The 26,798-nt window shown below is 61.4% G+C and carries 21 protein-coding genes and 1 CRISPR repeat array; of the genes, 14 read left to right on the top strand and 7 right to left on the bottom strand.

Annotated elements, in window-relative coordinates; translation table 11 throughout:
- Window positions 1-71: 71 nt before the first annotated feature.
- Together cas1 and cas2 are read left to right on the top strand one after the other, a co-directional pair.
- Window positions 72-1,739: a CRISPR-associated endonuclease Cas1 gene (cas1, locus tag H5T74_07780; GenBank protein MBC7230273.1), complete on the top strand. Its 1,668-nt coding sequence runs from the start codon at window positions 72-74 to the stop codon at window positions 1,737-1,739.
- A 2-nt stretch (window positions 1,740-1,741) separates the two neighbouring features.
- Window positions 1,742-2,032, top strand: a complete 291-nt coding sequence (gene cas2 / locus H5T74_07775) for a CRISPR-associated endonuclease Cas2 (protein MBC7230272.1) — start codon at window positions 1,742-1,744, stop codon at window positions 2,030-2,032.
- A gap of 175 nt (window positions 2,033-2,207) precedes the next feature.
- A CRISPR array of direct repeats spans window positions 2,208-5,898; the repeat unit is 36 nt; unit sequence GTTTCCGCGGATGATTATCCGCGGCCCAATTGAAGC.
- Between the two features lie 243 nt (window positions 5,899-6,141).
- On the opposite strand, the gene H5T74_07770 is transcribed toward cas2, so the two are convergent.
- Window positions 6,142-7,281, bottom strand: coding sequence for a beta-lactamase family protein (locus H5T74_07770; protein MBC7230271.1), 1,140 nt, complete (start codon window positions 7,279-7,281; stop codon window positions 6,142-6,144).
- A gap of 433 nt (window positions 7,282-7,714) precedes the next feature.
- Between H5T74_07770 and H5T74_07765 the strand changes: the two genes are divergently transcribed.
- The 4 genes from H5T74_07765 to H5T74_07750 all read left to right on the top strand — a co-directional run bounded on the left by H5T74_07765 (window position 7,715) and on the right by H5T74_07750 (window position 11,484).
- Window positions 7,715-8,470, top strand: a complete 756-nt coding sequence (locus H5T74_07765) for a nuclear transport factor 2 family protein (GenBank protein MBC7230270.1) — start codon at window positions 7,715-7,717, stop codon at window positions 8,468-8,470.
- Window positions 8,471-8,596: 126 nt separating this feature from the next.
- Window positions 8,597-9,001, top strand: a complete 405-nt coding sequence (locus tag H5T74_07760; protein MBC7230269.1) for a 4Fe-4S binding protein — start codon at window positions 8,597-8,599, stop codon at window positions 8,999-9,001.
- Window positions 9,002-9,172: 171 nt separating this feature from the next.
- On the top strand, window positions 9,173-10,312 hold the full coding sequence (locus tag H5T74_07755; GenBank protein ID MBC7230268.1) for an ABC transporter ATP-binding protein: 1,140 nt from the start codon (window positions 9,173-9,175) through the stop codon (window positions 10,310-10,312).
- The gene (locus tag H5T74_07750; protein MBC7230267.1) at window positions 10,309-11,484 is read left to right on the top strand and encodes an ABC transporter permease; all 1,176 of its coding nucleotides are present in this window, start codon (window positions 10,309-10,311) and stop codon (window positions 11,482-11,484) included. Before H5T74_07755 ends, H5T74_07750 begins: the two co-directional genes overlap by 4 nt.
- 249 nt (window positions 11,485-11,733) lie before the next feature.
- On the opposite strand, the gene H5T74_07745 is transcribed toward H5T74_07750, so the two are convergent.
- Entirely contained in the window at window positions 11,734-12,603 is an 870-nt protein-coding gene (locus tag H5T74_07745; protein MBC7230266.1) for a hypothetical protein, read from the bottom strand.
- Between the two features lie 5 nt (window positions 12,604-12,608).
- Window positions 12,609-14,267, bottom strand: a complete 1,659-nt coding sequence (locus tag H5T74_07740; protein ID MBC7230265.1) for an ATP-binding protein — start codon at window positions 14,265-14,267, stop codon at window positions 12,609-12,611.
- A 629-nt stretch (window positions 14,268-14,896) separates the two neighbouring features.
- On the opposite strand from H5T74_07740, the gene H5T74_07735 reads away from it, so the two are divergent.
- The 7 genes from H5T74_07735 to H5T74_07705 all read left to right on the top strand — a co-directional run bounded on the left by H5T74_07735 (window position 14,897) and on the right by H5T74_07705 (window position 22,756).
- The gene (locus H5T74_07735; protein MBC7230264.1) at window positions 14,897-15,358 is read left to right on the top strand and encodes a MarR family transcriptional regulator; all 462 of its coding nucleotides are present in this window, start codon (window positions 14,897-14,899) and stop codon (window positions 15,356-15,358) included.
- A gap of 231 nt (window positions 15,359-15,589) precedes the next feature.
- Complete coding sequence (locus H5T74_07730) at window positions 15,590-16,702, top strand: alpha/beta fold hydrolase (protein MBC7230263.1); 1,113 nt, start codon at window positions 15,590-15,592, stop codon at window positions 16,700-16,702.
- A gap of 254 nt (window positions 16,703-16,956) precedes the next feature.
- On the top strand, window positions 16,957-17,898 hold the full coding sequence (locus H5T74_07725; GenBank protein MBC7230262.1) for a 3-hydroxyacyl-CoA dehydrogenase family protein: 942 nt from the start codon (window positions 16,957-16,959) through the stop codon (window positions 17,896-17,898).
- A gap of 577 nt (window positions 17,899-18,475) precedes the next feature.
- Window positions 18,476-19,039, top strand: a complete 564-nt coding sequence (locus H5T74_07720) for an SCP2 sterol-binding domain-containing protein (protein MBC7230261.1) — start codon at window positions 18,476-18,478, stop codon at window positions 19,037-19,039.
- Window positions 19,040-19,088: 49 nt separating this feature from the next.
- On the top strand, window positions 19,089-19,256 hold the full coding sequence (locus tag H5T74_07715; protein ID MBC7230260.1) for a hypothetical protein: 168 nt from the start codon (window positions 19,089-19,091) through the stop codon (window positions 19,254-19,256).
- A gap of 104 nt (window positions 19,257-19,360) precedes the next feature.
- Window positions 19,361-21,175: a thiamine pyrophosphate-binding protein gene (locus H5T74_07710; GenBank protein MBC7230259.1), complete on the top strand. Its 1,815-nt coding sequence runs from the start codon at window positions 19,361-19,363 to the stop codon at window positions 21,173-21,175.
- A 12-nt stretch (window positions 21,176-21,187) separates the two neighbouring features.
- The gene (locus H5T74_07705) at window positions 21,188-22,756 is read left to right on the top strand and encodes a thiamine pyrophosphate-binding protein (protein MBC7230258.1); all 1,569 of its coding nucleotides are present in this window, start codon (window positions 21,188-21,190) and stop codon (window positions 22,754-22,756) included.
- Between the two features lie 278 nt (window positions 22,757-23,034).
- Here the strand turns inward: H5T74_07705 and H5T74_07700 are convergent, their stop codons facing one another.
- The 3 genes from H5T74_07700 to H5T74_07690 form a co-directional block, all read right to left on the bottom strand.
- The gene (locus tag H5T74_07700; protein ID MBC7230257.1) at window positions 23,035-23,439 is read right to left on the bottom strand and encodes a DUF2177 family protein; all 405 of its coding nucleotides are present in this window, start codon (window positions 23,437-23,439) and stop codon (window positions 23,035-23,037) included.
- 82 nt (window positions 23,440-23,521) lie between these two features.
- Complete coding sequence (locus tag H5T74_07695; GenBank protein MBC7230256.1) at window positions 23,522-24,328, bottom strand: DUF1295 domain-containing protein; 807 nt, start codon at window positions 24,326-24,328, stop codon at window positions 23,522-23,524.
- Window positions 24,329-24,498: 170 nt separating this feature from the next.
- Window positions 24,499-25,224 carry a 1-acyl-sn-glycerol-3-phosphate acyltransferase gene (locus H5T74_07690; GenBank protein ID MBC7230255.1) on the bottom strand — a complete coding sequence of 242 codons (726 nt, stop codon included), beginning with the start codon at window positions 25,222-25,224 and terminating at the stop codon, window positions 24,499-24,501.
- A gap of 247 nt (window positions 25,225-25,471) precedes the next feature.
- Here H5T74_07690 and H5T74_07685 point away from each other — a divergent pair, with 247 nt between their 5' ends.
- Window positions 25,472-25,810, top strand: coding sequence for a hypothetical protein (locus tag H5T74_07685; GenBank protein MBC7230254.1), 339 nt, complete (start codon window positions 25,472-25,474; stop codon window positions 25,808-25,810).
- A gap of 27 nt (window positions 25,811-25,837) precedes the next feature.
- Here H5T74_07685 and H5T74_07680 read toward each other — a convergent pair whose 3' ends face one another.
- Window positions 25,838-26,698, bottom strand: a complete 861-nt coding sequence (locus tag H5T74_07680; GenBank protein MBC7230253.1) for a MerR family transcriptional regulator — start codon at window positions 26,696-26,698, stop codon at window positions 25,838-25,840.
- Window positions 26,699-26,798: the final 100 nt, after the last annotated feature.

Below are 26,798 nucleotides of genomic sequence, written 5' to 3'. Positions count from 1 at the left end.
GCAAATCAACTTAGGATATTGCGCATAAGTAATGTACAATATCATGAATAATTTGGTGGGTCGGATGAGCAATGAACGACTCAGACCTGATACCCGTTCGCTACCTCAATGAGTATGCTTACTGCCCGCGACTGGGTTATCTCGAATGGGTGGAATCGGAGTTCGTCGACAATTACTACACCCTCGATGGCAGGTTCAAGCATAAGAGGGTGGATGCACAATCCGATAAGGTGACTGAGGAGGGTGAGGGGGATAAGGCGCACCGCCGATCGGTATATCTTTCATCCAAAAAGCTAGGGCTCACCGGCAGGATAGACCTGGTGGAGCACGAGGGCGAGAGGGCTACTCCCGTAGAATATAAGCGCGGTAAGGTGCCCGATACGCCGGAGAGAGCTTATGAGCCGGAGTTGGTGCAGGTCTGCGCCCAGGCATTGCTGCTGCGCGAAAGCGGTTATTCCTGCGATAGGGGTATCATCTATTTCATAGATTCTAAGACCAGGATCGAGGTCGATATAGATGAGGCCCTTGTTTCAAGGACCCTTTCACTTCTCGAATCGTTCAGGGAATTGGTAAACAAAGGAGAGATTCCTGCCCCGCTCAACAACAGCGTGAAATGCATTGGCTGCTCACTCGCAAAAATCTGCATGCCCGATGAGGTGCGCCTGCTGTCAGAAGCCGTGGAGAAAGACGAAGAGGACCGTTACAGGAGGTTGGTGCCGGCGCGGGACGACGCGGTTCCCGTCTATATCATAGGACAAGGCTCCTATGTGCGCCTGGACGGCGATTGCATAACCGTGACCAGCCCACCTCCCGAACAAGAGCGGGAGACCATAAGGCTGATCGATGTCTCTCAATTGAACGTATATGGTAATGTCCAAATTACGACGCAAGCCTTGAGAGAGTTCTGTGAAAGATCCATACCCGTGAGTTACTTTTCCACGGGAGGCTGGTTTTACGGCATAACCCATGGTCATACCAGCAAGAACGTCCATTTGCGAATAGCTCAATATGATGCTTTCAGAGACGGGGAGAGATCGCTGGAGTTCGCACGGAAGATAATACAGGGAAAGATCAAGAACTGCCGAACCATCATAAGGAGAAATTCGACAGAGGACGAGACCACGACGCTGAAGGCGCTTGCGGCATGCGGAAAGTATGCTGTGAGGGCTAACTCCATGGAGGAACTCCTCGGAATTGAGGGAAACGCTGCGCATATCTATTTTGCGGTATTACCTCGGCTTATAAAGCCCAGGGGTACAGACGAGCTCGAATTCAACTTCGAGGGAAGAAACCGAAGGCCACCCCTGGACCCGGTCAATGCCATGCTCTCATTCCTGTATGCGATTCTGGTAAAGGAAATCACCGTGACTGCATATGCGGTCGGTCTCGATCCCTATCTCGGCTTGATGCATAGACCTCGACACGGGAAGCCGGCCCTTGCCCTTGACTTAATGGAAGAGATGAGGCCCATCATCGTAGATTCGGTGGTACTTACCATGATCAACAACGGAGAGGCTGCGGGTAAGGATTTCATCAAGGGGATGGGAAGCGTGCACATGAGCGATGGATTGAGAAAAAGGGCAATAAGGGCTTATGAAAGGAGAATGAGTACACTTATAAAGCATCCGAAGTTCGGATACACGATAAGCTACCGAAGAGTGCTGGAAGTGCAGGCTCGTTTATTTAGCAGGTTCTTGATGGGGGAGATCAGTGAATACCCGGCATTCTGTACGAGGTAGAGATGAGAAAATACTATCTTGTTTGCTACGATGTCTCTGATGCAAAACGCTTGAGGAGGACCCATAAGCTCATGAGGGGGTTTGGGGATCCTCTGCAGTACTCGGTGTTTATATGCTTTCTTTCAAAAGTGGAAAAGGTTGTTATGTTGTCTAAGCTGAATGATGAGATAAACAGCAGAGAGGACAGAGTGCTGGTTGTTGACATAGGGCCCGATTCAAAGCGCACCAGGGCAGCGATCGAGTATTTTGGAATACAGGAGAAGCTGAGGGATGAGGAGTGTTTTGTTCTTTGATTTCGAGAGGTTCGGTGATGACGCCTGATTGTGATTATCATTATGCGAGTATCCGCAGGTCAGGGGCCTGCGATACATTTGAAAAGAACTCCCTGTACCTTGAAAACAATGCGTGGGGACAACCTCTCGCAAATAGCGAAATAAATAGCGTTTATGCTGCAAGAATATAGGGACTGTTTCCGCGGATGATTATCCGCGGCCCAATTGAAGCCAACCCGGACATGGCGGGCTGGGTGCCGACGTAGGAGTTTCCGCGGATGATTATCCGCGGCCCAATTGAAGCAGGGAGAAAATCCGACCGGGTGCATTTGCCAAAACAAGTTTCCGCGGATGATTATCCGCGGCCCAATTGAAGCGGATGGATTGGTGGACGGGCTTGATGGCATAGAGATAAGTTTCCGCGGATGATTATCCGCGGCCCAATTGAAGCTGCCATTCTTTCGTGGCACCTCGACATAGGCCGAGCGGTTTCCGCGGATGATTATCCGCGGCCCAATTGAAGCGGTTGCCATTGGGACGATGTCCGCAGGAGGTCGAGTTGTTTCCGCGGATGATTATCCGCGGCCCAATTGAAGCCAATCAGATACGGGAAAACATTGATGCAGGTCCTTAGTTTCCGCGGATGATTATCCGCGGCCCAATTGAAGCGCGCGAGATAGCCGACAATGGAGTTAGGGTAACCAGGTTTCCGCGGATGATTATCCGCGGCCCAATTGAAGCCCTTACCGCGAAGGCGGTGCGCCGGTAAATCGGGCCAGTTTCCGCGGATGATTATCCGCGGCCCAATTGAAGCTTCTGCTCTGGCCAGTAACGCCACGCGCATAACGAGCGTTTCCGCGGATGATTATCCGCGGCCCAATTGAAGCATCCGCACCACCCCAGGGGCGGCCGTCGACTACCTGCAGTTTCCGCGGATGATTATCCGCGGCCCAATTGAAGCACCCCCAACTGAACCCCCAACTGGACACCCAACTGAAGTTTCCGCGGATGATTATCCGCGGCCCAATTGAAGCGCCGTTGCGCAAGGCCTTGAGGGTCCCCAGGGCGAAGTTGTTTCCGCGGATGATTATCCGCGGCCCAATTGAAGCCTAATAGCCACCATTAGCTCCATGCTGTTCATTCCCCGTTTCCGCGGATGATTATCCGCGGCCCAATTGAAGCGACCCTGACGACGAAGAGGTATGGGTGGCCACCCTTACGTTTCCGCGGATGATTATCCGCGGCCCAATTGAAGCATGTATTTTACAACCAATTATTATAATACAAGGTTGGTTTCCGCGGATGATTATCCGCGGCCCAATTGAAGCTCTGCCGCCCGGCGTATGTCCCGCACTTCGCGCCTGAGTTTCCGCGGATGATTATCCGCGGCCCAATTGAAGCAGCCGGTTCCGGAAATACCACGCTGCCAGCTCGGGAGTTTCCGCGGATGATTATCCGCGGCCCAATTGAAGCGGTTGCCGCTGGGGCGGTGCCCACAAGAGGTCGAATGTTTCCGCGGATGATTATCCGCGGCCCAATTGAAGCCACCTGAACGAGTGGGTGCAGCAGGAGACACGCTATAGTTTCCGCGGATGATTATCCGCGGCCCAATTGAAGCCACCGCCCTGGCACAGGACCTTAAGGATGAGATCGACGGGTTTCCGCGGATGATTATCCGCGGCCCAATTGAAGCCGCGTCACCATCCGCCACGACGGCGCCCTGCTCCTGTGTTTCCGCGGATGATTATCCGCGGCCCAATTGAAGTTTTGTCGGCACCGGTTCCGGCCAGCCCCGGGGGGTAACGTTTCCGCGGATGATTATCCGCGGCCCAATTGAAGCTTCTTCCGCGGCCCAACAAGCAAGGCAGTATAACTGGTTTCCGCGGATGATTATCCGCGGCCCAATTGAAGCTTGGGGATACGGCCATTTATATCGGGGACGAAGAAGAGAGTTTCCGCGGATGATTATCCGCGGCCCAATTGAAGCCTTCTCCCAGGCAGGAAGGTTCGCCGTGGGGACCAAGTTTCCGCGGATGATTATCCGCGGCCCAATTGAAGCTGACGGCGATTTGGTGGTAGGCACACAGGCTATTTTGAGGTTTCCGCGGATGATTATCCGCGGCCCAATTGAAGCCGAAGGACCGCCAATGCACTCATGCCGCCCCCCTGGCAGTTTCCGCGGATGATTATCCGCGGCCCAATTGAAGCCGAGATTTTGTAGGAGGGCGGGGTTCATCCCTGCCCTGTTTCCGCGGATGATTATCCGCGGCCCAATTGAAGCGCAAAATCAATACACTTCTTTTCATATTCTTTTAATAGTTTCCGCGGATGATTATCCGCGGCCCAATTGAAGCCGAGATTTTGTAGGAGGGCGGGGTTCATCCCTGCCCTGTTTCCGCGGATGATTATCCGCGGCCCAATTGAAGCGCAAAATCAATACACTTCTTTTCATATTCTTTTAATAGTTTCCGCGGATGATTATCCGCGGCCCAATTGAAGCTGTCCGCCGTAACGGGGGACGGAGCCCATCTGGCCTGTTTCCGCGGATGATTATCCGCGGCCCAATTGAAGCGGAGTGGGTGCGGGCCAATGAAATCCTCGAGAGGGAGGTTTCCGCGGATGATTATCCGCGGCCCAATTGAAGCCCCCCGGTTGAATTTCTCAAGCTTTTTCGCGATTTTGTGTTTCCGCGGATGATTATCCGCGGCCCAATTGAAGCCCTGGTATCGTCACCGGGGTGACGTTCCGATATATATGTTTCCGCGGATGATTATCCGCGGCCCAATTGAAGCTCTCCTTGGTATATCGTAGTAGGTACTCCTACTCCTACTTGTTTCCGCGGATGATTATCCGCGGCCCAATTGAAGCCCGACCCCGCTGTCTCCATACAGCAGGATGTTGAGGTGTTTCCGCGGATGATTATCCGCGGCCCAATTGAAGCCACACGCTCGACCAGATTCCGGAAAATTTTTGTATGGGTTTCCGCGGATGATTATCCGCGGCCCAATTGAAGCGAGGATTTATGGAGGTGGGAAGAATGAGTGAGCGCAAGTTTCCGCGGATGATTATCCGCGGCCCAATTGAAGCTTGGGCGACGAATTAAACACGCCGAGTTCGTCCATAAGTTTCCGCGGATGATTATCCGCGGCCCAATTGAAGCGGAGCCTACAATCTCGCCTGCGAGATTGTGGACCACGTTTCCGCGGATGATTATCCGCGGCCCAATTGAAGCTATACCCTGTCCAAAAATCATCACTCTCTATCGTCCGTTTCCGCGGATGATTATCCGCGGCCCAATTGAAGCACACGATTCGGGATAAGTTCGACGGATATTGGACTCGTTTCCGCGGATGATTATCCGCGGCCCAATTGAAGCTATACCCTGTCCAAAAATCATCACTCTCTATCGTCCGTTTCCGCGGATGATTATCCGCGGCCCAATTGAAGCACACGATTCGGGATAAGTTCGACGGATATTGGACTCGTTTCCGCGGATGATTATCCGCGGCCCAATTGAAGCCTAATGAAGCCTACAATGCCCCGACCATTTTGCTGTATGTTTCCGCGGATGATTATCCGCGGCCCAATTGAAGCACCTTAACCGCGCCGAGATCGAGGAAGCGGGGGAGGAGGTTTCCGCGGATGATTATCCGCGGCCCAATTGAAGCGCAGAGCTCTTATACAGCGTCACCCGGTTATTATCAGGTTTCCGCGGATGATTATCCGCGGCCCAATTGAAGCACCTTAACCGCGCCGAGATCGAGGAAGCGGGGGAGGAGGTTTCCGCGGATGATTATCCGCGGCCCAATTGAAGCCAGTAATTGCTCAATCGGAGGGCTTCCGCCAGAAACGTTTCCGCGGATGATTATCCGCGGCCCAATTGAAGTACTTTGATCAGCGACAATTTTTTCCCTGGATAGCATATAAAAATCTTATGTCTGGGTTGCTAGAGGAGCAATAGATGGCCTTCCTCTTGTAGGGAAAGCAACCAAACAAGGAGGAAGGCTATGGCTAACGGTGATGATAATGCCTATCCCGCCATCTCCCCGACCGGGAAAAGCCGGGGCAGCGAAGGGATTTCCCGGCTCGCATCCTGGCGCTGTGGACCTCGTCCTGCCCGACCTGCTCTTTTATCTGGAGTCCTCGGCGTTCATTATCCTCGCGAGCCGGGTGAAGAGGGTAAGCGCCATGAACCCGTCCTCGTTGGGGGACCTGTTCAAAAGCACGATGATGGTCGTGCCGGTCTCGGGTGAGTGGAAGGCCGCGTTGGTATAGCCGAATCCGTCACCGGGGTGTCCGAGGAACCCTTCGCAGGACAGTATCCCGAGGCCATACTTGACCGGAATACCGAAGTAATCGTAATCACCCGGGACGAAGGCGGTCCGCTGTGCCTGCGTGTCCCGGCTGAGGAGGTCGCCGCCGGCGAGCGCGGTCACCCAGGTCTTCAAATCATAGAGACTGGATATCATCGCTCCGGAAGCGCCCATCCCCGAGGGGTTGAAGAGGTAGGTGGCATCGATAAGCTCCCCCCCGTCTCCCGCGACGTATCCATGCGCGTGGGCGCCCTCGATGGCGGTTCCCCGCGGGTAGTAGGTGTCGGCCAGATGCAAGCCGTCAACCAGCCTCGATTGGATCTCCGAGGCGATATCCTCGCCCGTTATCTTCTCGACGATCATGGCCAGGATTATCGCGTTGGTGTTGGAGTACTTCCAGCCTTCACCCGGCGGGAAGTCGGGTGGATGGGCGGTGGCGAGGGCCACCAGCTCCTCGGGATCCCACACCTTGTCCGGGTCCTCGATGTATGTCTTAAAGAACGTCTCGTCGTCGGAGTAATTGAATACCCCGGCGGTCATATCGCAGAGCTGCCGGATAGTGATGCGGTCGGCATTGGGGATATGCGGGAAGAACTCGGCCAGCCGGTCGTCCAGGCGAAGCTTCCCCTCGTCGACCAGCTCGAGCACGACGGTTACCGTGAAAGTCTTGGTTATGCTGCAGATGCGCACCCTGTCGGCACTGTCCATGTCCGCTCCGGCCTCGATGTCGGCTTTCCCCTTCAATATGACCACGTCGCCGCTCTTGGGGCTCCACACCCCTACGATGGCGCCGGGTATCCCGTACTCCGACATGGCATCATCGACGGCTTGCTCGAGCCTGACCTTCAGGTCCGCCGGCATGGACGGGCTGCCGCAGGAGGACAGCGGCAGTATCATGACGGCCACAAATAGCGTGGTAACGCCGAACCTGAGCATGCGCGGGAAAGCGGGGCTCATCAAAATCCCTCCCTTTTCATGCCTGCAACCCCTCCGATCTGTCCTCTACGTCCGGATGGTCCAGTATTCATCGCGTCCCGGGGAAAGGTCGCATGAGCGAACGGTGCTTCTCCGGTTCGGCACCATCCCCTTATCCTTATCGGCTTCCGTCAATGTTTACCGGAATCAAGCCTCCAAGAAACTATCAGAAACGGGGAAGCCAGGCAAATTGAGGGTCCGCACATCTCTCTCCTTTCTCTCGACCATACGTTCCGGCCCGCTCGTCGGGTTCATGATCGAGGATGTCGCCGCCAAAGCCGCGGTCAGATCATGGGATTCGGGCTGGACGCATAAGCGTGCGACCCTGGGCTTTCAGGTTTCCTCGATCTGGATATGGTCAATAATGTAGGGGCGGCGACCATCCACCACCGAGAGCAGGGAGGGAGGAGTTTCCATGTTCGATGAAGCCGAGTTCGAGAAGGCACTGGCCACGCCGAGGTTGCGGCAGCCGCTGCCGGAGTACCTGCCCGGCAACCGCGGCGGCGGCAAGGTCCGCGTCCTCACCGAGCCTGAGCTCAACGCCATGACCAGGCAGTGGTTCGTGGACTACGAGAGGAAGATACAGTACTACGAGGAGCACGGCATCGACATCGGCTGGACCCTGGAGTGGGCCAAGAAGTACTGGTGGAGCTGGCTGATGCGCGATATGTCCCTGAACGACGAGCTCTACACGCCGGACCTGCAGTACACGGACGTCTCCTCCTTCGGCCGCACCATCGTCGGCCTGGACGAGTTCGTGAGGTACAATTTCGCCTTCTTCGACGCCATTCCCGACTGGCGCTACGACCCCCTCCCCGGAGAGATATACGTCGACCTAACCCCGGAAGGGGAGGTGCGCATCGTTGTCCGCTACCTTGGCAGCGGGCACTGGGACGGCCCCCTGCGGCTCTATCCCTACGACGAGAAGGCCCCCACCATCTACGGCACCGGCGCCTTCATCCAGTGTCACGGCGTCGACCGCTATTATTTCAATCGGGAGGGCCTGATGTACAAAGGAGACACCGCCTACGACATCTTCGAGGCCACGCAGTGCGCCGGCATCCTTCCCCGCGACGACAGCCCCCTCTTCAAGGCGTTGCTGAAGACCACCAGGCTTGTCGGCGCCCTGCGCAGGATGCGGGAGAGACTCCCCGTATCGGGCTCCAGGTAAGGGGTGCGCCGCCGGGCTGGAGCGAGGCCGGCATCGGGATCCGCGAAAGACGCCGGATTGATATAATAGGTGACCGGTCAGAGAGTCCAGCAGGCTCGGCTTCAACGCGCAGGGAGGGAGAGGTCGATGATAGCGCACCTGGATCACGGCACGAGGCTGCATGCACGCATACCTTTCCCGTTCAACATCGTGGGGAGCAAGTACGAGTACGTGCTCATGAAAGTCCTGGGAAAGCTCACCGACATGGACTGGATATACCGCCACCGCATCACCAGGAGCCTGGTCGACACGCTGGCCAACCGCGCGGTACTCCCCCTGATCCACGGCGAGGTGCTCAATCCGGACGAGGTGGTGAACATGGTTTCGCGGCTGGAGGCCGATGAAGACAGGTGCCACGGGTGCGCGCAGTGCCAGGCATACTGTCCCAACGGTGCCGTCAGGCTGGTGCCCCGCGCCGGCCACTCCCTCTCCTACTGCCCTCCCGACCTGCTCGGATATGCCGGGCATGAAGACGCGCACCGGAGGCCGTGACCGGGCGCTTCCTCTAGGCATGGTCATGGGTTCATGATCATCGCTCGCCCTGTCGAGACCCTCCCCGAGGACAGCGCGTCTCGTGCCTGCTCCGGTCACCCTGATCCCTCGCGCCGCGCTGCGTGACATGAGTGGCGGATGGCGAGGGGTCTGCCGCGGGTGTAGCCGGGCATGGAGGCTGAATACAAGGCATGTTCGGGGTTTAAAGAAACCAGGTCGCAGGCCGAATATGAGGTTGGCGGAGAGGAGCGACGGATAAGGCAGGAAGCTCCCGGGAAACAAGCGGTGTCCCTGCATAAACGGGTCGTCGGCGCTTCGAGCAGCGGAGGTCCTCGCGGAAAGGGAGGAATTGTGGATAAGGAAAAGGTCATCGAGGCCATAGGCCTCGTGAAGGTCTACGGAGACCGGCGCGTCCTCAAGGGCATCAGCTTTGACGTGTACCGCAACGAGGTCTTCGGACTGCTGGGGGAGAACGGAGCCGGCAAGACCACCACCCTGGAGATAATCGAGGGGCTCCGCAAGGCCACCTCCGGCACCGCCCGTGTCCTGGGTATGGACAGCCGCCAGGACCTCCTGCGCATCAAGGAGCGTATCGGGGTGCAGCTCCAGGCCTCCGCGTACTTCGAGCAGCTCACTCTCATGGAGATCCTGGACCTCTTCCGCAGCTTCTACGCGAGGGGCCTGGATCCGCGCGAGCTGCTATCCATGGTGGGGATGGAGGACCGGGGCAGGATGCGGGTGGGCCAGCTCTCCGGTGGCCTGAGGCAGCGCTTCTCCATCGTCGCCGCTCTGGTCAACGATCCGGAGGTGGTCTTCCTGGACGAGCCCACCACCGGGCTGGACCCCGTGGCCCGCCGCAACCTCTGGGACCTGGTGCGTCGCATCAAGGAGCAGGGAAAGACGGTCGTCCTCACCAGCCATTATCTGGAAGAGGTGGAGGCGCTGTGCGAGAGGGTGGCCATCATCAAGGAGGGGGAGATCCTGGCCTTGGACACCGTGGCCAGCCTCATGCTACAGCAGGAGAACCCCGTACGCGTGGATTTCCTGCCCCGCGGAGGCCTGGCGGAGGAGGTCAGGACAAGGCTTGCGGGCATGGGCGTGCTGTGCGAATCCCAGGGAAGGGCGGGCGAGTTCACCCTCTTCCTCAAGGACATGGAGGCCCTCAAGGCCGCTCTGCGCGTGCTGGAGCCGCTGGAGCTCGAGCGCATGGCGGTGTCCACCGCCAACCTGGAGGACGTATTCGTGCGGCTCACCGGCGGGCGTATTAAAGAGGAGGAAGAGGAAGTCCCGTCGGGGAGGGCGGTGCGATGAAGCTGAATAAGATCTTCGTGGCCAGCCTGAAGATGATCTACCGCGACCGCATCGCCCTCTTCTGGGCTCTGGCCTTTCCCCTCATGTTCGTGGCCCTCTTCGGTCTCTTCAGCATGGGCATGACCGGCAACAACCTCGGAAAACTGGCATACATAGACCGCGCCGGGACCTCCATCTCGGAGCAGCTCAGGCAAGCGGTCTCCGAGTCGGAAGTCTTTACCCTGACCACTGACTACACTGAACCGGAGGAAGCCAAGGGGGCCATGCGCAACAACAAGATAAACTTCGTCCTGGTGGTGGAGAGACCCCAGGACGCCGGGGATGGTCAGGCGGCGTTCCCGGATATGACCCTGTTCACCGACGTCAAGAACCAGAACATAAACGCCGCCGCCATCAGCTTCTTCGACCACCTCAAGCAGCAGTTCTATTCCGCCGCCATGGTCGCCAGCATAGACTACGTCCTCGGGATGGACATCGACCCACGAGCCAGGCAGTTCTACGCCGATCTGAAGCGATCGCTCGAGGAAGCGGGACAGCCGGTCAGGCACCAGGAGGGAGGCAAGAACCCGGTGACCTATTTCGACATGGTCTTCGTAGGCCTGGTGTGCATGGGGATCATGAACTACGCCGTCACCGGGTTCGCCATCAACCTGGCCACCCTGCGCGAGCAGAAGATACTCAAGCGCCTGCTCACCACCCCCCTGCCCATCCGCCGTTTCATGCTGGGCGAGCTGTTGGCCTTCATGGTGCTCGCTTTCGCCCAGCTTGGGGTGATGCTGGCGGTGGGCGTGGGGATGTTCGGCGCCAGGATCTACGCGGGATGGTGGTTCCTGGTACTACTGGTCTTCCTAGGGGCGCTCCTTTTCCTGTCCCTGGGATTCTTTGTGGCCGCCTTCGCCAGGACCGCCAACGCGGCCGCGGGCATGGCCAACGGCATCGCCATCCCCCTCATGTTCCTGGGGGGAGTGTTCTTCCCCTTGGAGATATTGCCAGGACCTATTTACCAGGTATTCCGTTTTCTGCCACTGGCTCCAATGATCCAGGCCATGCGCTCGGTGTGCCTGGAGGGGGATCCCGTATCCGCGCAGATGCCGCGCCTGGCCATCATGCTGGTGTGGCTGGTGGCGGTGGCCGCCCTGGGTCTCGCCATCTTCCGCTTCGGCGAGGAATAGGCGCGAGGAATAACGGGGTCGTAGCTTCGATCTTCGATCCCGGTAACTTATCTTTGTCCTGGCCCGTTTGTAAGAGATTTGCTTTGTCAAAACTTGAGGTAAGGCCTCTTTGACGTAACCCCTCTGACATTTGACCCCCTTGGCAGGTGGCCTGTTTGACACGTGTACACCTGGATTGCATGCCTTATATGGACTCGCATCGGAGATCGAAGCTACGACCCCGATCGGGCTTGTTGGCGGACCCTAGGATCAGGTTCGCGCGGCGCGTTTCGCCAGGTGATCGTCGATCTTGGCCTCGTCCCGAAAGGTGTCCATATGGTTGCCCATGGACACGAAGAGCATTGGGTTGACGGCGCGGCGGATCCGGTTGCGAAAGGCCTTTCCCCCGGCGTTCACGGCGAGCAGGGACTCGACAAGGGATCTCCAGCGGGGGTCCACGTCGTCCAGCGGAGGCGCATGCCGCGGCGGGGCGAAGGATTCGTCGGCCAGGGAGAGGAACTGCCGGTTGAGGTGGAGCAGCACCTCGGGTCCGAGGCGGCTGGCGTAGCGAATGATCTCCTTCTTGGATCCCTCCCACAGCAGGGTTTCGACCTCCTTGAAGAGCATCTGGAAAAGATCGGCGAAAGCCTCCACCTCCGCCCGGCTCTCACCGCCCCTGGCCTTGGTGGGAGACGGCTCCCGCTTCATGGCCTTGATCAGGGGCCTCAGCTCGCAACCCCGCCTCCCTGAGTTGAGCAGCCTGACCAGCTCCCGCTCCCGGGCACGGGGCAGGCGGTAGCGTTCGTTCTCGAGCAGAGGAAAGGCCTCGCGGAAGGCCCCGTAGGAGGTCACCTTCCCGAAGCGGCGCTTGATGGTGCGGCGGTCCGGGAAGTATCTCCTGATGCGGAAGGCCAGGCTCACCAGGTCGTAGGTGATGTAGCTTCGCTCATGGATGGCGGCAGCCACAGCGGATATGTTCTCCACGCCCCCTTCCCGCAGCACCTCCCCCATGTCCCAGAGGTGGCCAAGGGCCTCGTGGACGGGGCGCCGTTCCCGCACCGACTGCCGGTAGAGGTTGTTGTGGGGCGCCAGATCGTCAATGAGGTCCTGGATACGCTCCTCGGAGAAGGCCCCGGACATGAGGACTAGACCTCCACCATCTCTTCCAGGTCCGTGCCCACGTATTCCTGGAGCATGTGTTCCAGGCGGCAGGTGAAGGCCAGGAAGTCGTCGAACATCGCGGTGCGGCTTCCCACCACGCGCTTGATCTCCGGCTGCAGCTTGTACTTGCTGTAGTAGGCGTCTTTGTAATAGGAGGCGATGATGGCGGCGACGTAGGAGGCGAGGCGGTCGGAGAGCTTGAGCCTGCCGTGCCTCGCCCGCTGCGCGCGGTCGTTGAAATCAGGGTGGTTGACGTAGATGTTGATGGTATCCTCCACCAGGCTGGACCTGGGGATGGTGCCGTCCTCCTGTATGAGCGCATCCAGGGCGGTGTCGTCGAAGCGCACCACGAAGCCGCTGCCGCGGCGTCGCCTCCCGGAGAGCCCGCCCTCGCCCTCGGCGACGGAGGCCTTCTCGCCGCCAGGCTCCGCTCCCTCCTCTCCCGCCTGACCGTTTCCCTCGCCGGGGCTCAGGAGGTCGGCGTCCGAGAGGGGAACCTCGGCCAGGGAGACATCGCCGCCCGCGGCGAAGACTTCCCGCAGGCTCATGCGGTCCTCCCGGGCGATCTGTTCCAGGAGGCGGGTGAGCAGGCTTCCCAGGCGACCCAGGCTCTTCACGTTGGTTGACTGCACGATCCTTGACAGCGAGGCGTGCACTTCCTCCTCCACCTTGGCGATCTCCTCGTAGATACACCTGCGCTTGCGCGATTGCTTGAAGTCGGCCCGGTCCAGGGTGGGCTCGAGGTTTCCGTTCATCTCGATGTAGCCGATGAGGTGGGGATGGGCCCAGACCCTGCCCTTGTAGGGCGAGAGGTTATAATAGGATTTCGTCCTCGCCACTTCCTCGATGCGCCTGCCCAGGTTGAGGAAGAGTGGAGGCTTGTCCGGCAGAGGACTATTGCAGACCTTGAGGCACACCTCGATGGGGTGGGGGAGGGTGATCTCCATCCCCTGGCGGTCATCCTTCACCTTGGCGATGTAGCGGGCGAATTCCTCGCCCTCGAAGATACCGATGTCGAAAGGCTTGCAGATAATGGTACGCTCCCCCTCCACCACCTGGATGTACAGGCGTTCCCGGCGCAGGAGGTGGCTGAAGTGGAGCTCGACCTCGTTCACCAGCTCCTGGGCGCTGATCTCCTTCCACCACGAGGTCTCGAACCTGCTCAGCTTGACGATGGTTCCGGAGGGGAAGGGGAAGGCGGTAGAGGGCAGTTCCTCCTCGTCGGGAATTTCGTTGCTGTCGCGGTCGATGACCATCCTCCAGGGGACGTCGCTTTCGTCTTTGGAGATGACCTCCAGCCTCTTGCAGCAGGCGCGAAAGGCGTGTACCCCGAAACCGAACTGTCCGTTGGTCCAGGGCTGTGCCTTCTTGTCCGAGCTCCCCACGGATTCCACGATGCGCACCAGTTTTTCCCGTGTCATGCCCCGGCAGTTGTCGGTGATGGTGACCTCGCGCTTGAGGGGATCGATGGTCGTGGTTATCTCGATTATCCGGGGATAGCAACCCTTTTCCTCGTAGAAGTACTCGGCGTCGTCCAGGGAGTTGTCTATGTATTCCATGATCACGCGCAGGGCGCTCTGGTACATCCCCGCAATGTGGCGGAGCAGTTCCTGGGGATCGGGTATGTTAATCTTTCTGGTCATGGCCTCCAGCCGCCATTCTCTTCGGCTTTCGCCGCCCTTGGGTGTGGACTCCGTTCCTGGTTTAATAGGTCGATTCCATCTTACATGCGACCATGGGTGGGGTAAACCATTGGCCCGTCGTCACGCCGTCCCTGCCGCCCAGGGCGGGCCCCCTCCGCCGCGCGAGGGCGCGGGAAAAGGACGGGCCCGGGCCGGTTGTCGCCGCTAGCCCTGACCGCCATGCGCGAGAGTCTGCGAGGCGGAGCAAGGGCATCCCTTACAGGGGGGATCCACAGAGGAACAGGCCGGGAAAAGAAGATGGCCCCGGAGCCTTCCCCACCAACCGCGTGGCGGGTCGATATGAGGGGTGCCCTGTCCTCAGAGCGCCGTTTCGCCGCAGGCAGGCGGGCAGGCCACTGGCCCGGTTAGGCAGAATACACGAAGGCGTACCCCGTGATGAGCGCTATGTGGGGAAACCTAGCCCGATTCGCCGGGCATATTGGAATCCATGAAGACGTTATCCCGTGATGAGCGCTATGCGAGGTCCGCGCGGCAAGTTCCCCGCCTTGACATCCGGGCAGGAAGATGCGATTTTGATGTAAATAGTTTATATATAAATAATATTGATGCAGAGAGATAAGGAGGAGAGCGTGGCGGGAAATGCGGAAGGCCCCCGGAACGGGTTCGACAGGGTGCTGGACGCGGCCATGGGTATAGCCGAGGCCTGGAACGAGCGGACAGGCAGGTGGCTGCGGGAGAACCAGATCACCTTTGCCCAGTTCAAGGCGATACTCCTTTTGAGCAAAGGGGGTTCGCAAACCCTCGGCCAGTTGAGCGAGGGTCTTTCCCGCGCGCGCTGCACGGTCACCGGGCTGGTGGACAGGCTGGAGGCCAAGGGCTTGGTTAAGCGCAAGCGGAGCCGCGAGGACCGGCGTCAGGTGTATGTGATGCTCACCGACAGGGGAAAGGAGTTGGCCCAGGAGCTCAAGGAGAAGGTGCTGCCGGAAATAACCAGCCTGGGGGAGAGGATCATGGGCAGGCTTACCGAATCGGAGGCCGCCGCCTTGCTGGGAGCCCTGGGGAAGCTGAGCGAGGGCATCGGAGAGACGTAGTCCTTGAGGTGGCGGCCGGGAGCATGCCGGAGGCCGTATGCGATGGCGACGAAGGGAGAGAGTGAAAGGATGGGCGCTGCCCAAAAGGCCGGGATAGCATGTGGTCCATCGAGCCACGAAGTCGTGGTCGGTGTCCCCGGGAAGAGCCAGGGGATGTATGCACAATAGCCGAACCCTGGCACGGCGGCTGAAAGGTAGGCCCATGCATCAGCTTGAGAGGGACAGGGGACGTTGAACGGAAGGCGGTTCGCGGGACGGAGCGAGATGGAGGCGGAAGCAGGGTTCCGGGAGTTGAAGGAGAGGTTGCGGGAGATACCCTTCTCGCCGCGCAGGCCTTACCTTCTAGCCCTCGCGGACGCGTACACTCCCGATCTCTCCCGTATAAGCATGGATATACTGGGTGCCAGGCCCGAGGGCCCTTCCCCCTACCCGGACACTTTCGAGAAAGTGGTATTCCCCAGTCTTGACGACACCCCGCTGGTGGGAGTCATGGGGTTGCACCGGGACGGCGGGAAACGTCCCGGGGTGGTGTTCTGTCACGGGTTCCACGGCTCCAAGAACAAGAACTACATCATGGAGGCGGCCCTGAAAGCCTTCTCGGAATGGGACTACAACGTCCTGGCCCTCGACCTCCGCGACTTCGGAGAGAGCCGGGACCTGTCGCACGCGCCCTCCACGGGAGGATGGAAGGAGGGCCAGGACATCCTTGGCGCCTGCCGCTTCCTGGGAGGGATGGAAGGAGTTACCACGGTAGGGGCGGTGGGCTACAGTCTCGGCGCCAGCGCGGTATTGAACGCCGCGCACCAGAGCGACGTATATCCCTATCTCACCGGTGGGGTCATGGCCTGGAGCGGCTTCGCCTCCATGGAGAAGATAATGTCCCGCTTCAGCAGGCGCCCTCCCGTCGGCGATCCCTTCTTCCCCTACTATACCGCCTTTATCCTCCTGACCGAGATACGACGCCTGGAGATGCGCCGTCAGAGAAAAGGCGAAGATGTCATCGGCTCCCTTGGCGACAGGCCCCTTTCACCGGACTTCAGGCGGTATGTGCGCGAGGTGGTGGCGCCCCATTACGGGAAGAGCGAGGAGGCCATCTACGCCCTCTCGAGCCCTTGCAACTTCGTGGACCGCATCGAGCATCCGGTGTTGCTGGTGCACGCCGAGGACGACCCCGTCTGCCCGGTGGAGGAGATGGAGGAATTGAACCGGGCTAAGCGCGGCAATCCCAACGTGGACATCTGGGTGCTGCCCACCGGCTCACACTGCGCCTTCATGGGCTTCGACGAGGATTGGTACTGGTCGGTGATGCGCGGCTTCCTCGATCACTGGGCGGAGCGACCGTGATCATGGCCGGATCCCGCCGGGCTCGACCGCGGTGTTTGGGTGTCTGTGTAGCTGCGACCTCCTTTTTCACCGGGTTTTCCCTTATGTACAATACACACGTAAGGTTACACACGTAAGGTTACCCGGGAGGTCCGCGCCGTCCAACTGGCTTTAGCGCGGCAGCAAATGATCTGTGGCTGCATCATCCGGTGGTGGGGGTTCTCTTTCATGACCGACCTCGATAAAAGGCACGATGATCTTGGAGGTGACCCGGCATGTACGAAAGGGACGTGAGGACCGCGGCGGTGGTGGGAGCGGGGCAGATGGGGCATGGCATCGCCCTCGTCTTCGCCCGCGCGGGCATGCAGGTTCGGCTCATCGACGTGCGGGAGGACGCCCTGCATAGAGCCGGTGCTCTCATAGCGTCCAGCCTGGAGGTACTCGCCGACTGCGGGAAGCTGGCGCGGGATAAGATCCCCGAGATCACCGCGCGAATCCAAACCACCACCGACCTGGAGGCGGGGGCAAGTGACGCGGATTTCGTGGTGGAGGCGGTCCTCGAGGTGCCGGAGGTCAAGAAGGAGGTCTTCTCCCGCCTGGACGCGGTGTGTCCCGAGGAGGTGATCATCGCCAGTAATACCTCCGGGCTGGACATCTTCGAGTTTGCGGAGGTCGCATGGCCACAGCGTCTCCTCATCGCCCACTGGTTCCTCCCTCCCCACATCATCCCTCTCGTGGAGGTGGTACCCGGGGCGAACACCGCTCCGGAAGCGGTCGCCGCCACGGTGTCCCTGCTCGCGCGTCTGGGCAAGGAGCCGGTGGCACTCAAGGGCTTCACCCGCGCCTTCATCGTCAACAAGATCCAGAACATGATGTCCCTGGCGGTCTTCGAGCTCCTGGGCAGCGGGCTGGTGACCCCGGAGGATATCGACCGCGCGGTGAAGAACAGCCTGGGCATACGCCTCCCGGTGGTGGGCGTGGTGCAGACCATGGACCTCACCGGTCTGGACCTGGTGCTGGACGTGATGAGGAGCTACGGGTTCTCCAACCCCTTCATCGCGGAGAAGGTGGAGGCCGGTCATCTGGGGGCCAAGACCTCCCGGGGCATCTACGACTACGGCGGTCGTTCCGAGGCGGAGATCCTCGCCAGGCGCGACCGCCTCTACCTGGAGATGCTGGACCACCTGGAGGAGATGGGCGCTTTCCGGCCCCTGTGAGGCGTCAGGGGACCGGCTCGCGTGCCGCATCGCTGCAAAAACGGGTGCGGGAGAAGGAGCCCCTGACAGGGGGTAAAGGAAACCTCCCCGGCTGCATACCTTAAGAGGGAGCGAACCTCGACGCGAGCATACTTCGGCCGGCAGACGAAAGCGGCGATCTCCGCCGTGCCGCCCGCGGGGCGATATCCCGCCGGGCTTCCATGGCCTCCCAGGCGTTTTCACCCGGAGGGGAGCGGGCTGACATGCATACTGGCGTTCGACGTTGAGGTGTGGAACCGCTGCTGTCAGTTTGGGAGAGCGAAGCTGTCAGTTGAAAATCAATGGTATTAAATACCATAGTATGGATATAACCACTCGCGGGATGAACAGGGAGCGCGTATGACTTTGCTTTCACCTGAGCGACCAGCAGGATCTGCCATATTATCCTGTGTCGTCACCTGAGCGTGATGCGCCGCCGTCAGTTACCGGGAGCGGGAATGTCATCAAGGTCTCTTCAGGGGTGCTATCATTCCTCGATCGGGAAGATGCTGCGTGAAGGAAGGGCGCTGACGCGCCCCCGGTCAGAGGGAGGTGGACATTGGCTTACACCTACGGCACCAAGGAGTGGGAGGAATCCTTCACCGCCTTGATGGCGGACCTCCTGGAGGTGGAGCGGGAACCCTATATCATGGGGACCCCATCTTGGATAGCCACCTACGAGTCCATGGTCCGCAACGATGAGGAATACCGCAAGCTGGCGCAGGGTTGGGAGGGAACGGTGGTCATCCACATCACCGCGGAGCCCGCGGTGGGGCTGGAGCAGGACATGTACCTGCTCATCGACCTGTGGCACGGTGATTGCCGGGCGGTGCGGCTGGTGCCCGCCGAGGTGGGGGAGGCGGGCGACTACGTCCTCACCGCCAGTTACGAGCGCTGGAAGCAGGTGATGACCAAGGAACTCGACGTGGTGAAAGGGCTTATGCAGGGCAAGATAAAACTCAAGGGGCACCTGCCCACCATCGTGCGTTACAACAAGGCCGCGATACGCCTGGTGGACCTGGTGGCCGCCACCCCCACCATCTACCTCGACGAGATGGATCCAGAAGAGATCGAAGCCTTCAAACCCTGGGTGGATTTCGTCCGTCAGGAATACGGCCTCTAGGACCAACGGGCTTGAGGAATATCCTTGGTGGTACCGCTCCTTCGGTGGTGTGCGGCTCATTTTCATCCTGGGCTATTTCCACTGGTTTGCGGCCATCAACGCCATGCTGGGCATGAAGAGCATGAAGAACAAGCTCGCTTTCACGGGCGCGATATACGCCGTACCGGCATTCATGAACATCCTCGCCCCGGCGTCCGCTCGCTTCGTCCGGGGATAGTATAATCGCCTTGCGTGATTTACATGCGGGTAACATGACCGCCACGCGGTCTTACGGCCTGCTCGGAACGGCTTTCGGATGCGCATGCGAGGAGGTGGAAGGAGATGAGGATCTCCGGTTGTGATCTGCTCTCCCGCTGCCTGGCCCGCGCCGGCATCTCCTTCGTCGCGGGGAAGGATGAGGGAGCTCTGGGACCCGTGTTCGCGGATCTCGGGAAAACGAAGGGGGTGACGGCGATCACCCCGCGCGGCGACATCGCCGGCGCCTTCATGGCCTCCGCGCACACCTATTACCGGCGTTTCCCGGCGCTGGTGCTGGCCTCGTCGCCCGCGGACGCCGTGAACGCCCTGACCGGTGTGGGAACGGCATGGGGAGATAAGATCCCGGTGATGGTGATATCGGCCCGTCCCGGGGATGGGGTGGCGGCAAAGTCGCCCGGACGCACCCAGCGGGAGTTCTTCGCGCCCTTCTGCAAGTGGGGAGCCGTCGTCCGGCATGCCGTGGAGATACCGCGGGTGGTCGGACAGGCGGTGCGCGAGGCCATGAGCGGGTGCCACGGCCCGGTGCACATCGACATCCACTCCCCTCTGCTGGCGGAGGAGTGGGAGATGCCGGAGGAGGAGCTGGAAGGCATGCTCCGGCGGGAGATCGACCTTCGCCCCGGGCCCGCCATAGCCGGCGACCCTGAACTGGTGGAAAAAGCCCTCCGTACCCTGCTGGCCGCCGAGAGGCCGCTCATCTTCTCCGGTGGCGGCGTGGTGCACGCCGCGGCCTGGGAAGAGATGGACGCCCTGGTGCGCGAGCTGGAGGTCCCCGCCACCACCTCCATGGCGGGGGAGGGCACCGTCAGAGGCGACAACCCCTATTACATCGGGGGGCCCAGCTACGTGGGCGGCGAGGCTTTCCACCGCGCCATCCGGCGGGCCGACTGCGTGCTGGTGGTGGGAAGCGCCATGGGAGGCCTGGAGGGCTTCGGCCAGCCGCCCTTCTGGGGCGCGGACATCCGCTTCATCCAGGTGGACATCGACCCCGTGAACATGTGCCTGAACATACCAGCCCACCTCTCCGTGCTGGGGGACGCCGGCGTGGTGCTCAGGCAGATGCTGGAAATAGCGCGCTCCGGGACGGTAAAGCCAAACCCCGCCCACCGCGGCTGGCTGGAGCACCTGCAGGAGGTGAGGCGCCGGTGGCGGGAGAGGGTGGAGGGCGAGGCCCACGCCTCATGGCCGGTCATCCATCCCGGATACCTGGCCCGCACCATAAGGAGACTCGCGGAACCGGAGACCTTCGTGGCCATCGACGGCGGGAACACGGCGCTGTGGGCGGGGATGTTCTGCATGCCCCACCTTCCGCAGAGCGCCTTCTTTCCCGCGGGCATGGGCACCCTGGGGTGCGGCATACCCTTCTCCATGGGCATCAAGGCGGCCGACCCCGGCCGTCCCCTGGTGCTCATCCAGGGAGACGGCTCCTTCCTCTACAACGTGCAGGAACTGGACACCGCACGCCGCCTGGGCATGGACTTCGTGGTGGTGGTCTTCAACGACGGCTGCTGGAACATGATCAAGGGATGCCAGGACCTCTTTTTCGGGGCCCGCTACGTGGGGGCCATCCTGGGCGACATCGACTACGCCGCCATCGCGCGCGGCTTCGGGTGCTACGGCCGGCGGGTGGAGAAGGCGGCGGAGATAGAGCCCGCCTTCAGGGAGGCGAGGGAATCGGGCCTCCCCGCCGTCCTGGACGTGCTGGTGGACCCCGACACCTTCCCGGAGCCCCTGCTGAGCTTCGCCCTGGGGGAGTTCGAGGGGGTGCGCTTCAACCCCCTGCGGGCCCTTGGGGTGCCGAGGATAAAGGTCGACCGCAGGCTGTTGAGCCGGGCCAAATACGGCGTCAACATCCTGCTTGACCGGGACCTGAGATAGGGGGTGACCGGGATGCGCTTCATGACCGGAGGAGACCTGGTGGCCGAGACCCTCGCCCGGGAGGGCGTGGACCACTTCATCGGCATCCTCGGCGGGCAGATCACCCCCCTCTTCGACGCCATAGGCAGAGACCCACGGCTCCGGTTGGTGGTGCCGCGCAACGAGGCGGCGGGGGCCATGATGGCCGACGGGTACGCGCGCGCCGCGGGAAAGCCGGCGGTGGTCATCTCCACCGTGGGGGCGGGCGCCGTGTATTCCGCGGCCGGGACCGCCTACGCCTGGGGCGACCACGTACCCATATTCTCCATCTCGCCGCAGGTGCAGAGCTGGAAGATGTACCCGGCGCAGGAATCCCTGCAGGGATGCTACCAGGCGGACATGCTCTCCGGGGTCACGCGCTTCAACTGCACGGGCTACAACTGGAAACGCCTGCCGCGACTGGTTCAGAGGGCGCTGCGGGAGGCCCTCTCCGGCGAGAGGGGTCCGGTGCACATGGACGTCCCCGTGGACGTCTTCTTCGAGTACCATGCGGTCAGCGAAAAGAGGCTGCGGAAACTCATCCCCCCTCCGGGCATCACCCGTTTCTCGGGCCCGTTCCTGCCTGACGCGGAGGCGGTCAGGGAGGCGCTGGGTCTGCTGGAAGGATCGCGAAGGCCGCTGGTGCTGGCGGGCTTGAGCGTGCTCCGGGAAGGAGCCTGGGAGGGCGTCGTTTCCCTGGCCGTGCGCCTGCAGGCACCCTTGGCGCTGACCCCGTCCGCCCTCTCGGCGGTGGCCGCGGACGACCCGGGGTACATCGGCGTGCTGGGACACCCGGCTTTGGCGGACCTTCCCCGGGTCATGGGTGAGGCGGACCTCGTGCTCATGGCGGGAATGGTCCTGAGCGAACAGGAGGAGGCGCTGGAGATGCTTGACCGCTCGCGCGCGCGCGTCATCCAGACCTCCCCGGAGCCTGAGATATTGGGATCGCTGGGTCCGGTGGACGCGGCCCTGGCGGGCGATTCGGCCTCCATCTGCCGGGCGCTTTCGAAGGGCATGGAGGGCGAGTCCACGGAGAGGGATCGCTGGCGGGGGGAGTGCAGGAAAGGATTCGAGTACGCCCTGGAGAGCCTGAAGGGCGATGCGCGCGGCGGAGGAGCGGGGGCGGCGGCGAGTGCCCTCGGGGAGGCGCTGGAGAGGTCGGACCTGCTGGTGCTGGACGGCCGGGAGGCGTATTTCTGGGGGTCGCTGCTCTGCCCCGCCGGATCTGCCGACACGCGTTTTCATGCCCACGGCATGAGGGGCACGGGATACGGACTTCCCATGGCGTTGGGGATCAAGTTGGCGCGTCCGCGTGAGCATGTGCTGGCGCTCTGCGACACCGCCTCCCTCCTGCAGCACATCCAGGAGTTGGAAACGGCCCGGCGCGAGCGCATAGCGGTGACGGTGTGCGTGGTCGGCGAGCCGTTCGACTGGAAGGGGGTGGCAGAGGGCTTCGGCCTGGCGGGATACGAGGCCGCGGGACCGGCGGAGCTGGCGGTAGCCCTTGACCGCGCCCGGGGCAGTGCCGCCACCGCGGTCATCGACCTCACCCGCTTTGCGTGAGGGAGCGGAGCGGCACCCGGCCCCCTGGCGCGTGTTTCCGCGCGTGGCGGGCACGGGCCGCCGTGCGGGAGATCCCGGACCCGGCAGGGAGCCATATGCCGTCGTTCACGGAACGGTATGAACCGGCCCTTGGCTTGTGCCGCATGCCGGGTGACTCCGCGGGCGAAAGCGCCGGAAGAGGCCTTTGAGCGGAGACGGCTCGGCCCCGGCCGTCAAGGGAGAGCGACCCGCCCCGGGAGGCCATGGACCCCACGGCTGCGGGGCCTCGGGCCGCCGCGTCAGATGAGGGCGCGGGTTATGGATACGGCGATGATGCTCACGCCGCCCGTGAGCAGGGCCCCCCACGCCAGGTCCACGGCGGTAACCAGCACCGGCCATTCCTTGAGGGTGGCTTGGTTGGTGAGGTCGTAGGTGGCGTAGGCCATGAGGCCCAGGATAGCCCCGAGGAAGAAGGTCTTGAGGTAGCCCGTCTCGTTGCTCACCGCTCGCACCACCACCAGCACCGCCGCCCCGAAGGCGTAGAGGAGGTAGAAGGCGGCCGCCGGAAGCAGCCTGGGCTTGTCGGCGAGCAGGGACCCGATGTGCGTGGAGTAGAAGCGCCGGGACATGGTGAAGAGCCACACCGAGTCGATGGCCAGCATGGGGACGAGAAAGGCGAAATAACCGATGACGTACTCTTTCATCAACCAACCTCCTTACCTCTGGCTCTAAATCCCGGGACTCGAAGGTACCGGGCCATGTGTGTCATGCCCATCCTGCGGAATCTCACTGCCCGGCCCGCCTCTTGAACCAGGGGATGAACATGCTCGTGGTGCGCTTATATTCCTCCCACCCCGGGGTCTTCTCCATCATCCGCTCGGTCATGGGGACGCCGGATACGAAGAGGAGCATACCGGTTATGGTGAGGGGACCGATGACGCCGGCCCATCCCCAGGGCTGGTTGAGGGCGATGATGAAGATGCCCCACCACATGGTGGCCTCGCCGAAGTAGTTGGGATGGCGAGTGTACCTCCACAGCCCGCGGTCGATGATGGTGCCTCGGTTCTCCGGCACCTTGAGGAAGGCGTCAAGCTGGTAGTCGCCTATGGCCTCGAAGAGAAAGCCCGTCACCCAGACGGCCGCGCCCAGGAAGTCCGACCAGGCCGGGCCGCCTCTGATCCCAGCCAAGATCAGCAGCACCGGCGTGATGTTGAGCATGAGGATCACGCCCTGGAAGAGGAAGAGCTGGAAATAGCTGCGCAGGAGGAAATACCTGCCCCACTCCTCGCGGAACCTGACGTAGCGCGGGTCCTCGCCCCGCCCGCGGTTGCGGCGGTAGATGCGTATGCCCAGGCGCAGGCCCCATACCGTCACCAGCCCCGCCACCAGGTACTGGCGCGCTCCGAGGATGAGGCCTTCCGGGCTACGGGCCATGTTCACGGCCAGGGCAACCCAGGTGGTGACGATGAAACTGGGGCCCCAGGCGATGTCCAGGATGCTGTTGTCCTTGAGGAGAAGGGCTACGAAGAAGAGGATGGTGAAGTAGGCAAAGGCGGTGATCGCCGCGATGAGCAGGGTCTGCGGGATGTTCATCCCCTCTCCCCCTTCGTGCGTGTTTCAGCGCCGGGCTGAGACGTCGTGTTTACAGGCTGTCCTGTTCCCATCTGCCATCACCTTCCATATACATCGCGTTTGTCTTCCCACCCGTCGACCTTCCTGCCGCGGGAGGGCGGTGCGCCTGGCCTCTCGCGCGCGGGTACGGCTCACCCCTCCTCCATTCCGGCGCGTATTATCTCCCTCACGTCGTGGATCAGTTTTTCCAGGGGCTCGTTCGCGTAGAGGTTTACGTCTACCGGGGGATGGATCTTCATGATAGCCCGCCCCGGGAAGAGGTCCAGGGTCTTGGGAGGAAGGATCTTCCTGGTGCCGATGATGCTCACCGGCAGGATGGGAAGGTCGAGGTCGCGCGCCAGCACGAAGGCCCCCTTCTTGAACTCCCCCAGCTCGCCGGTGCGGCTGCGCGTCCCCTCCGGGAGCATGATGATGGACGTTCCGCCGGCGATCTTCTGGCGCGCTTTCTCCAGCGACTTGTAGGCCTCCCTGGGGTTGGAGCGGTCGATGACGATGTTCCCGCCCTTTTCCACCGCGTAGCCGAAGACGGGGTAGGCGCGCAGCTCCTTCTTGATCACCCATTTGAGGTCGATGCCCAGCCACCCGAAGAGGACGAAGATGTCGTAGGAGCTCTGGTGGTTGGAGCAGACGATATAGGACTGTCCTTTCTGGACGTTCTCCTTCCCGATGACCTTGACCCGCATGGGGGTTATGAAGGCGTTGAAGCGCGCCCACCATACTCCGGTGGTGCGGTTGGCGACCCTGTCGTCGAAGAGGAAGATGAAGACCACCCCCAGCCCCACGAAGAAGCAGGTGGAAAGGACGAAGAGGGGCAGGAACACAAGCCACTTGTAGGGCTGGTAGAGGAGGCGCAGGATCCTCCGCGAGAACTTCGCGCCCTCTCCCTTCGCTTCTTTAAGGATCTCCTCCACGGCCTGGACCGCTCCACCTTCCCCAATGCGATGGACCCTCTTAGCTGTCGATATTCTACCCACGGCAGGTCCTCTCTAACCAAACCCGTCTCGTGCCCGGCACCGCCGGCGGCGTGAGGGTGGACTGTTCGGCGAGGGCATAATATCGTGATCATCGGTCCGGCGACGTGAGGCCCGGAAGAGGAGGCGGCAGATGCAGTACCCGTATCTCTTCAGCGAGGGAAGGATAGGAAAGCTCGCCATCAGGAACCGCGTGGTGATGGCCCCCATGGGGGTGGGGATGGCCAATTTCGACGGCACCCCCTCGGAACAGATCGCCGCCTATTTCAGGCTCACCGTGGACGAGTTCTGCCAGTACATGGAACCGCCCGGCAAGGGCATCGAGCTGGAGGAAGGGGTGGAGAGCGACGACCGCCTGGCGCGGGAGCTTGAGCCCCGCTTTGCGCGCGTGCGCGTGGTGGGCGACGCCCGCCAGCCCGGGCGCATCCACAACGCGGTGAGGGACGGGTTCGACGCCGCCTGGGAGCTTTAGGCGAAGGGACCGTGGCCGCCGCGCCGCTCAACCCCTGCCCACGCCCTTCATGAGCAGGTCCACCAGGAACGAGACCGCCTGGTCCGTGGTGTAGCGGCCATCGAAGGAAAGGCGGATGGCCAGGAACTCCACCATGCCCATGAGGGCTCGAGCGAGCAGCTCGGGGTCGACTTCGCGTATCTCCCCCCTCGCCATGGCGGCGCGGAGCTCGCGCACGATGGGATCGGCCATGCGGTTGTGGAGGGAGACGAACTTTTCCCGGGCGGAGGGCTCCGCGGAGGCCATCAGCCCGCGCAGCTGGTTGATGATGCCCGAGAAGTAGCCGTAGCTGTCGATATAGAAGCCGGCGATCGCCGCCGCCGCCCTGACCGGATCGCCTTCCCTCGCCGCGACCTCCTCGAGGCCAGCCACCGTGCCCCGGATGAGCTCGTCGATGGCGTCCATGAAGAGGTCACGCTTGTCGCGGTAATAGAGGTAGAAGGTGCCGGTGGATATCCCGGCCGCGGCGGTGATGTCCTGGATCCTAGCCCGCTGGTAGCCTTTTTCCAGGAAGACCCCGACGGCCGCTTCCCGTATCTGCCGCCTGCGCTCCTCCCCCGGCGCCTTTTCGGCCCCGGCGTCCTCGCCTTTCCCCTCCCCTTTCTCCGCGCTCTCGATCTCCCCCAGCATCCTCTTGAGGAAGGCGAGGGGGACGCGCGCGGAGCCCTTGACGCGCGCGATCTCGGCCAGGCGGTCGAGGTGTGACCGATGGTAGTAGGCCATGGTCCGGCCCGTCCTGACGGGTGGAGGCAGGAGGCCATGGCGCAGGTAGAGGTGGATGGTGTGGCGAGGCACGCCCGAAAGCCTTTCCAGCTCGCCGATCTTCATGGGACGCTCTTCCTTCTCCATTCCTCCACCTCCCGCAAGATTCTATTCTATGAAATCATAATATTATAGTTCATAGAATAATAGAAGAAAGAGCCATCGCGCATAGGCGCAGGTCGACAAC

The sequence above is a fragment of the Actinomycetota bacterium genome (assembly GCA_014360645.1).
Taxonomy (GTDB): Bacteria; Actinomycetota; Geothermincolia; order Geothermincolales; family RBG-13-55-18; genus Solincola_B.
The sequence above is the reverse complement of the archived record's forward strand: the minus strand, read 5'-3'. Positions and strand labels throughout refer to the sequence as shown.

Excerpts from the sequence above, each read along its gene's own strand:
- cas1 (MBC7230273.1), top strand. The coding sequence starts at position 72 with ATGAACGACTCAGACCTGATACCCGTTCGCTACCTCAATGAGTATGCT.
- cas2 (MBC7230272.1), top strand. The coding sequence starts at position 1,742 with ATGAGAAAATACTATCTTGTTTGCTACGATGTCTCTGATGCAAAACGC.
- H5T74_07770 (MBC7230271.1), bottom strand. The coding sequence starts at position 7,281 with ATGAGCCCCGCTTTCCCGCGCATGCTCAGGTTCGGCGTTACCACGCTA.
- H5T74_07765 (MBC7230270.1), top strand. The coding sequence starts at position 7,715 with ATGTTCGATGAAGCCGAGTTCGAGAAGGCACTGGCCACGCCGAGGTTG.
- H5T74_07760 (MBC7230269.1), top strand. The coding sequence starts at position 8,597 with ATGATAGCGCACCTGGATCACGGCACGAGGCTGCATGCACGCATACCT.
- H5T74_07755 (MBC7230268.1), top strand. The coding sequence starts at position 9,173 with ATGGAGGCTGAATACAAGGCATGTTCGGGGTTTAAAGAAACCAGGTCG.
- H5T74_07750 (MBC7230267.1), top strand. The coding sequence starts at position 10,309 with ATGAAGCTGAATAAGATCTTCGTGGCCAGCCTGAAGATGATCTACCGC.
- H5T74_07745 (MBC7230266.1), bottom strand. The coding sequence starts at position 12,603 with ATGTCCGGGGCCTTCTCCGAGGAGCGTATCCAGGACCTCATTGACGAT.
- H5T74_07740 (MBC7230265.1), bottom strand. The coding sequence starts at position 14,267 with ATGACCAGAAAGATTAACATACCCGATCCCCAGGAACTGCTCCGCCAC.
- H5T74_07725 (MBC7230262.1), top strand. The coding sequence starts at position 16,957 with ATGTACGAAAGGGACGTGAGGACCGCGGCGGTGGTGGGAGCGGGGCAG.
- H5T74_07710 (MBC7230259.1), top strand. The coding sequence starts at position 19,361 with ATGAGGATCTCCGGTTGTGATCTGCTCTCCCGCTGCCTGGCCCGCGCC.
- H5T74_07705 (MBC7230258.1), top strand. The coding sequence starts at position 21,188 with ATGCGCTTCATGACCGGAGGAGACCTGGTGGCCGAGACCCTCGCCCGG.
- H5T74_07700 (MBC7230257.1), bottom strand. The coding sequence starts at position 23,439 with ATGAAAGAGTACGTCATCGGTTATTTCGCCTTTCTCGTCCCCATGCTG.
- H5T74_07695 (MBC7230256.1), bottom strand. The coding sequence starts at position 24,328 with ATGAACATCCCGCAGACCCTGCTCATCGCGGCGATCACCGCCTTTGCC.
- H5T74_07685 (MBC7230254.1), top strand. The coding sequence starts at position 25,472 with ATGCAGTACCCGTATCTCTTCAGCGAGGGAAGGATAGGAAAGCTCGCC.
- H5T74_07680 (MBC7230253.1), bottom strand. The coding sequence starts at position 26,698 with ATGGAGAAGGAAGAGCGTCCCATGAAGATCGGCGAGCTGGAAAGGCTT.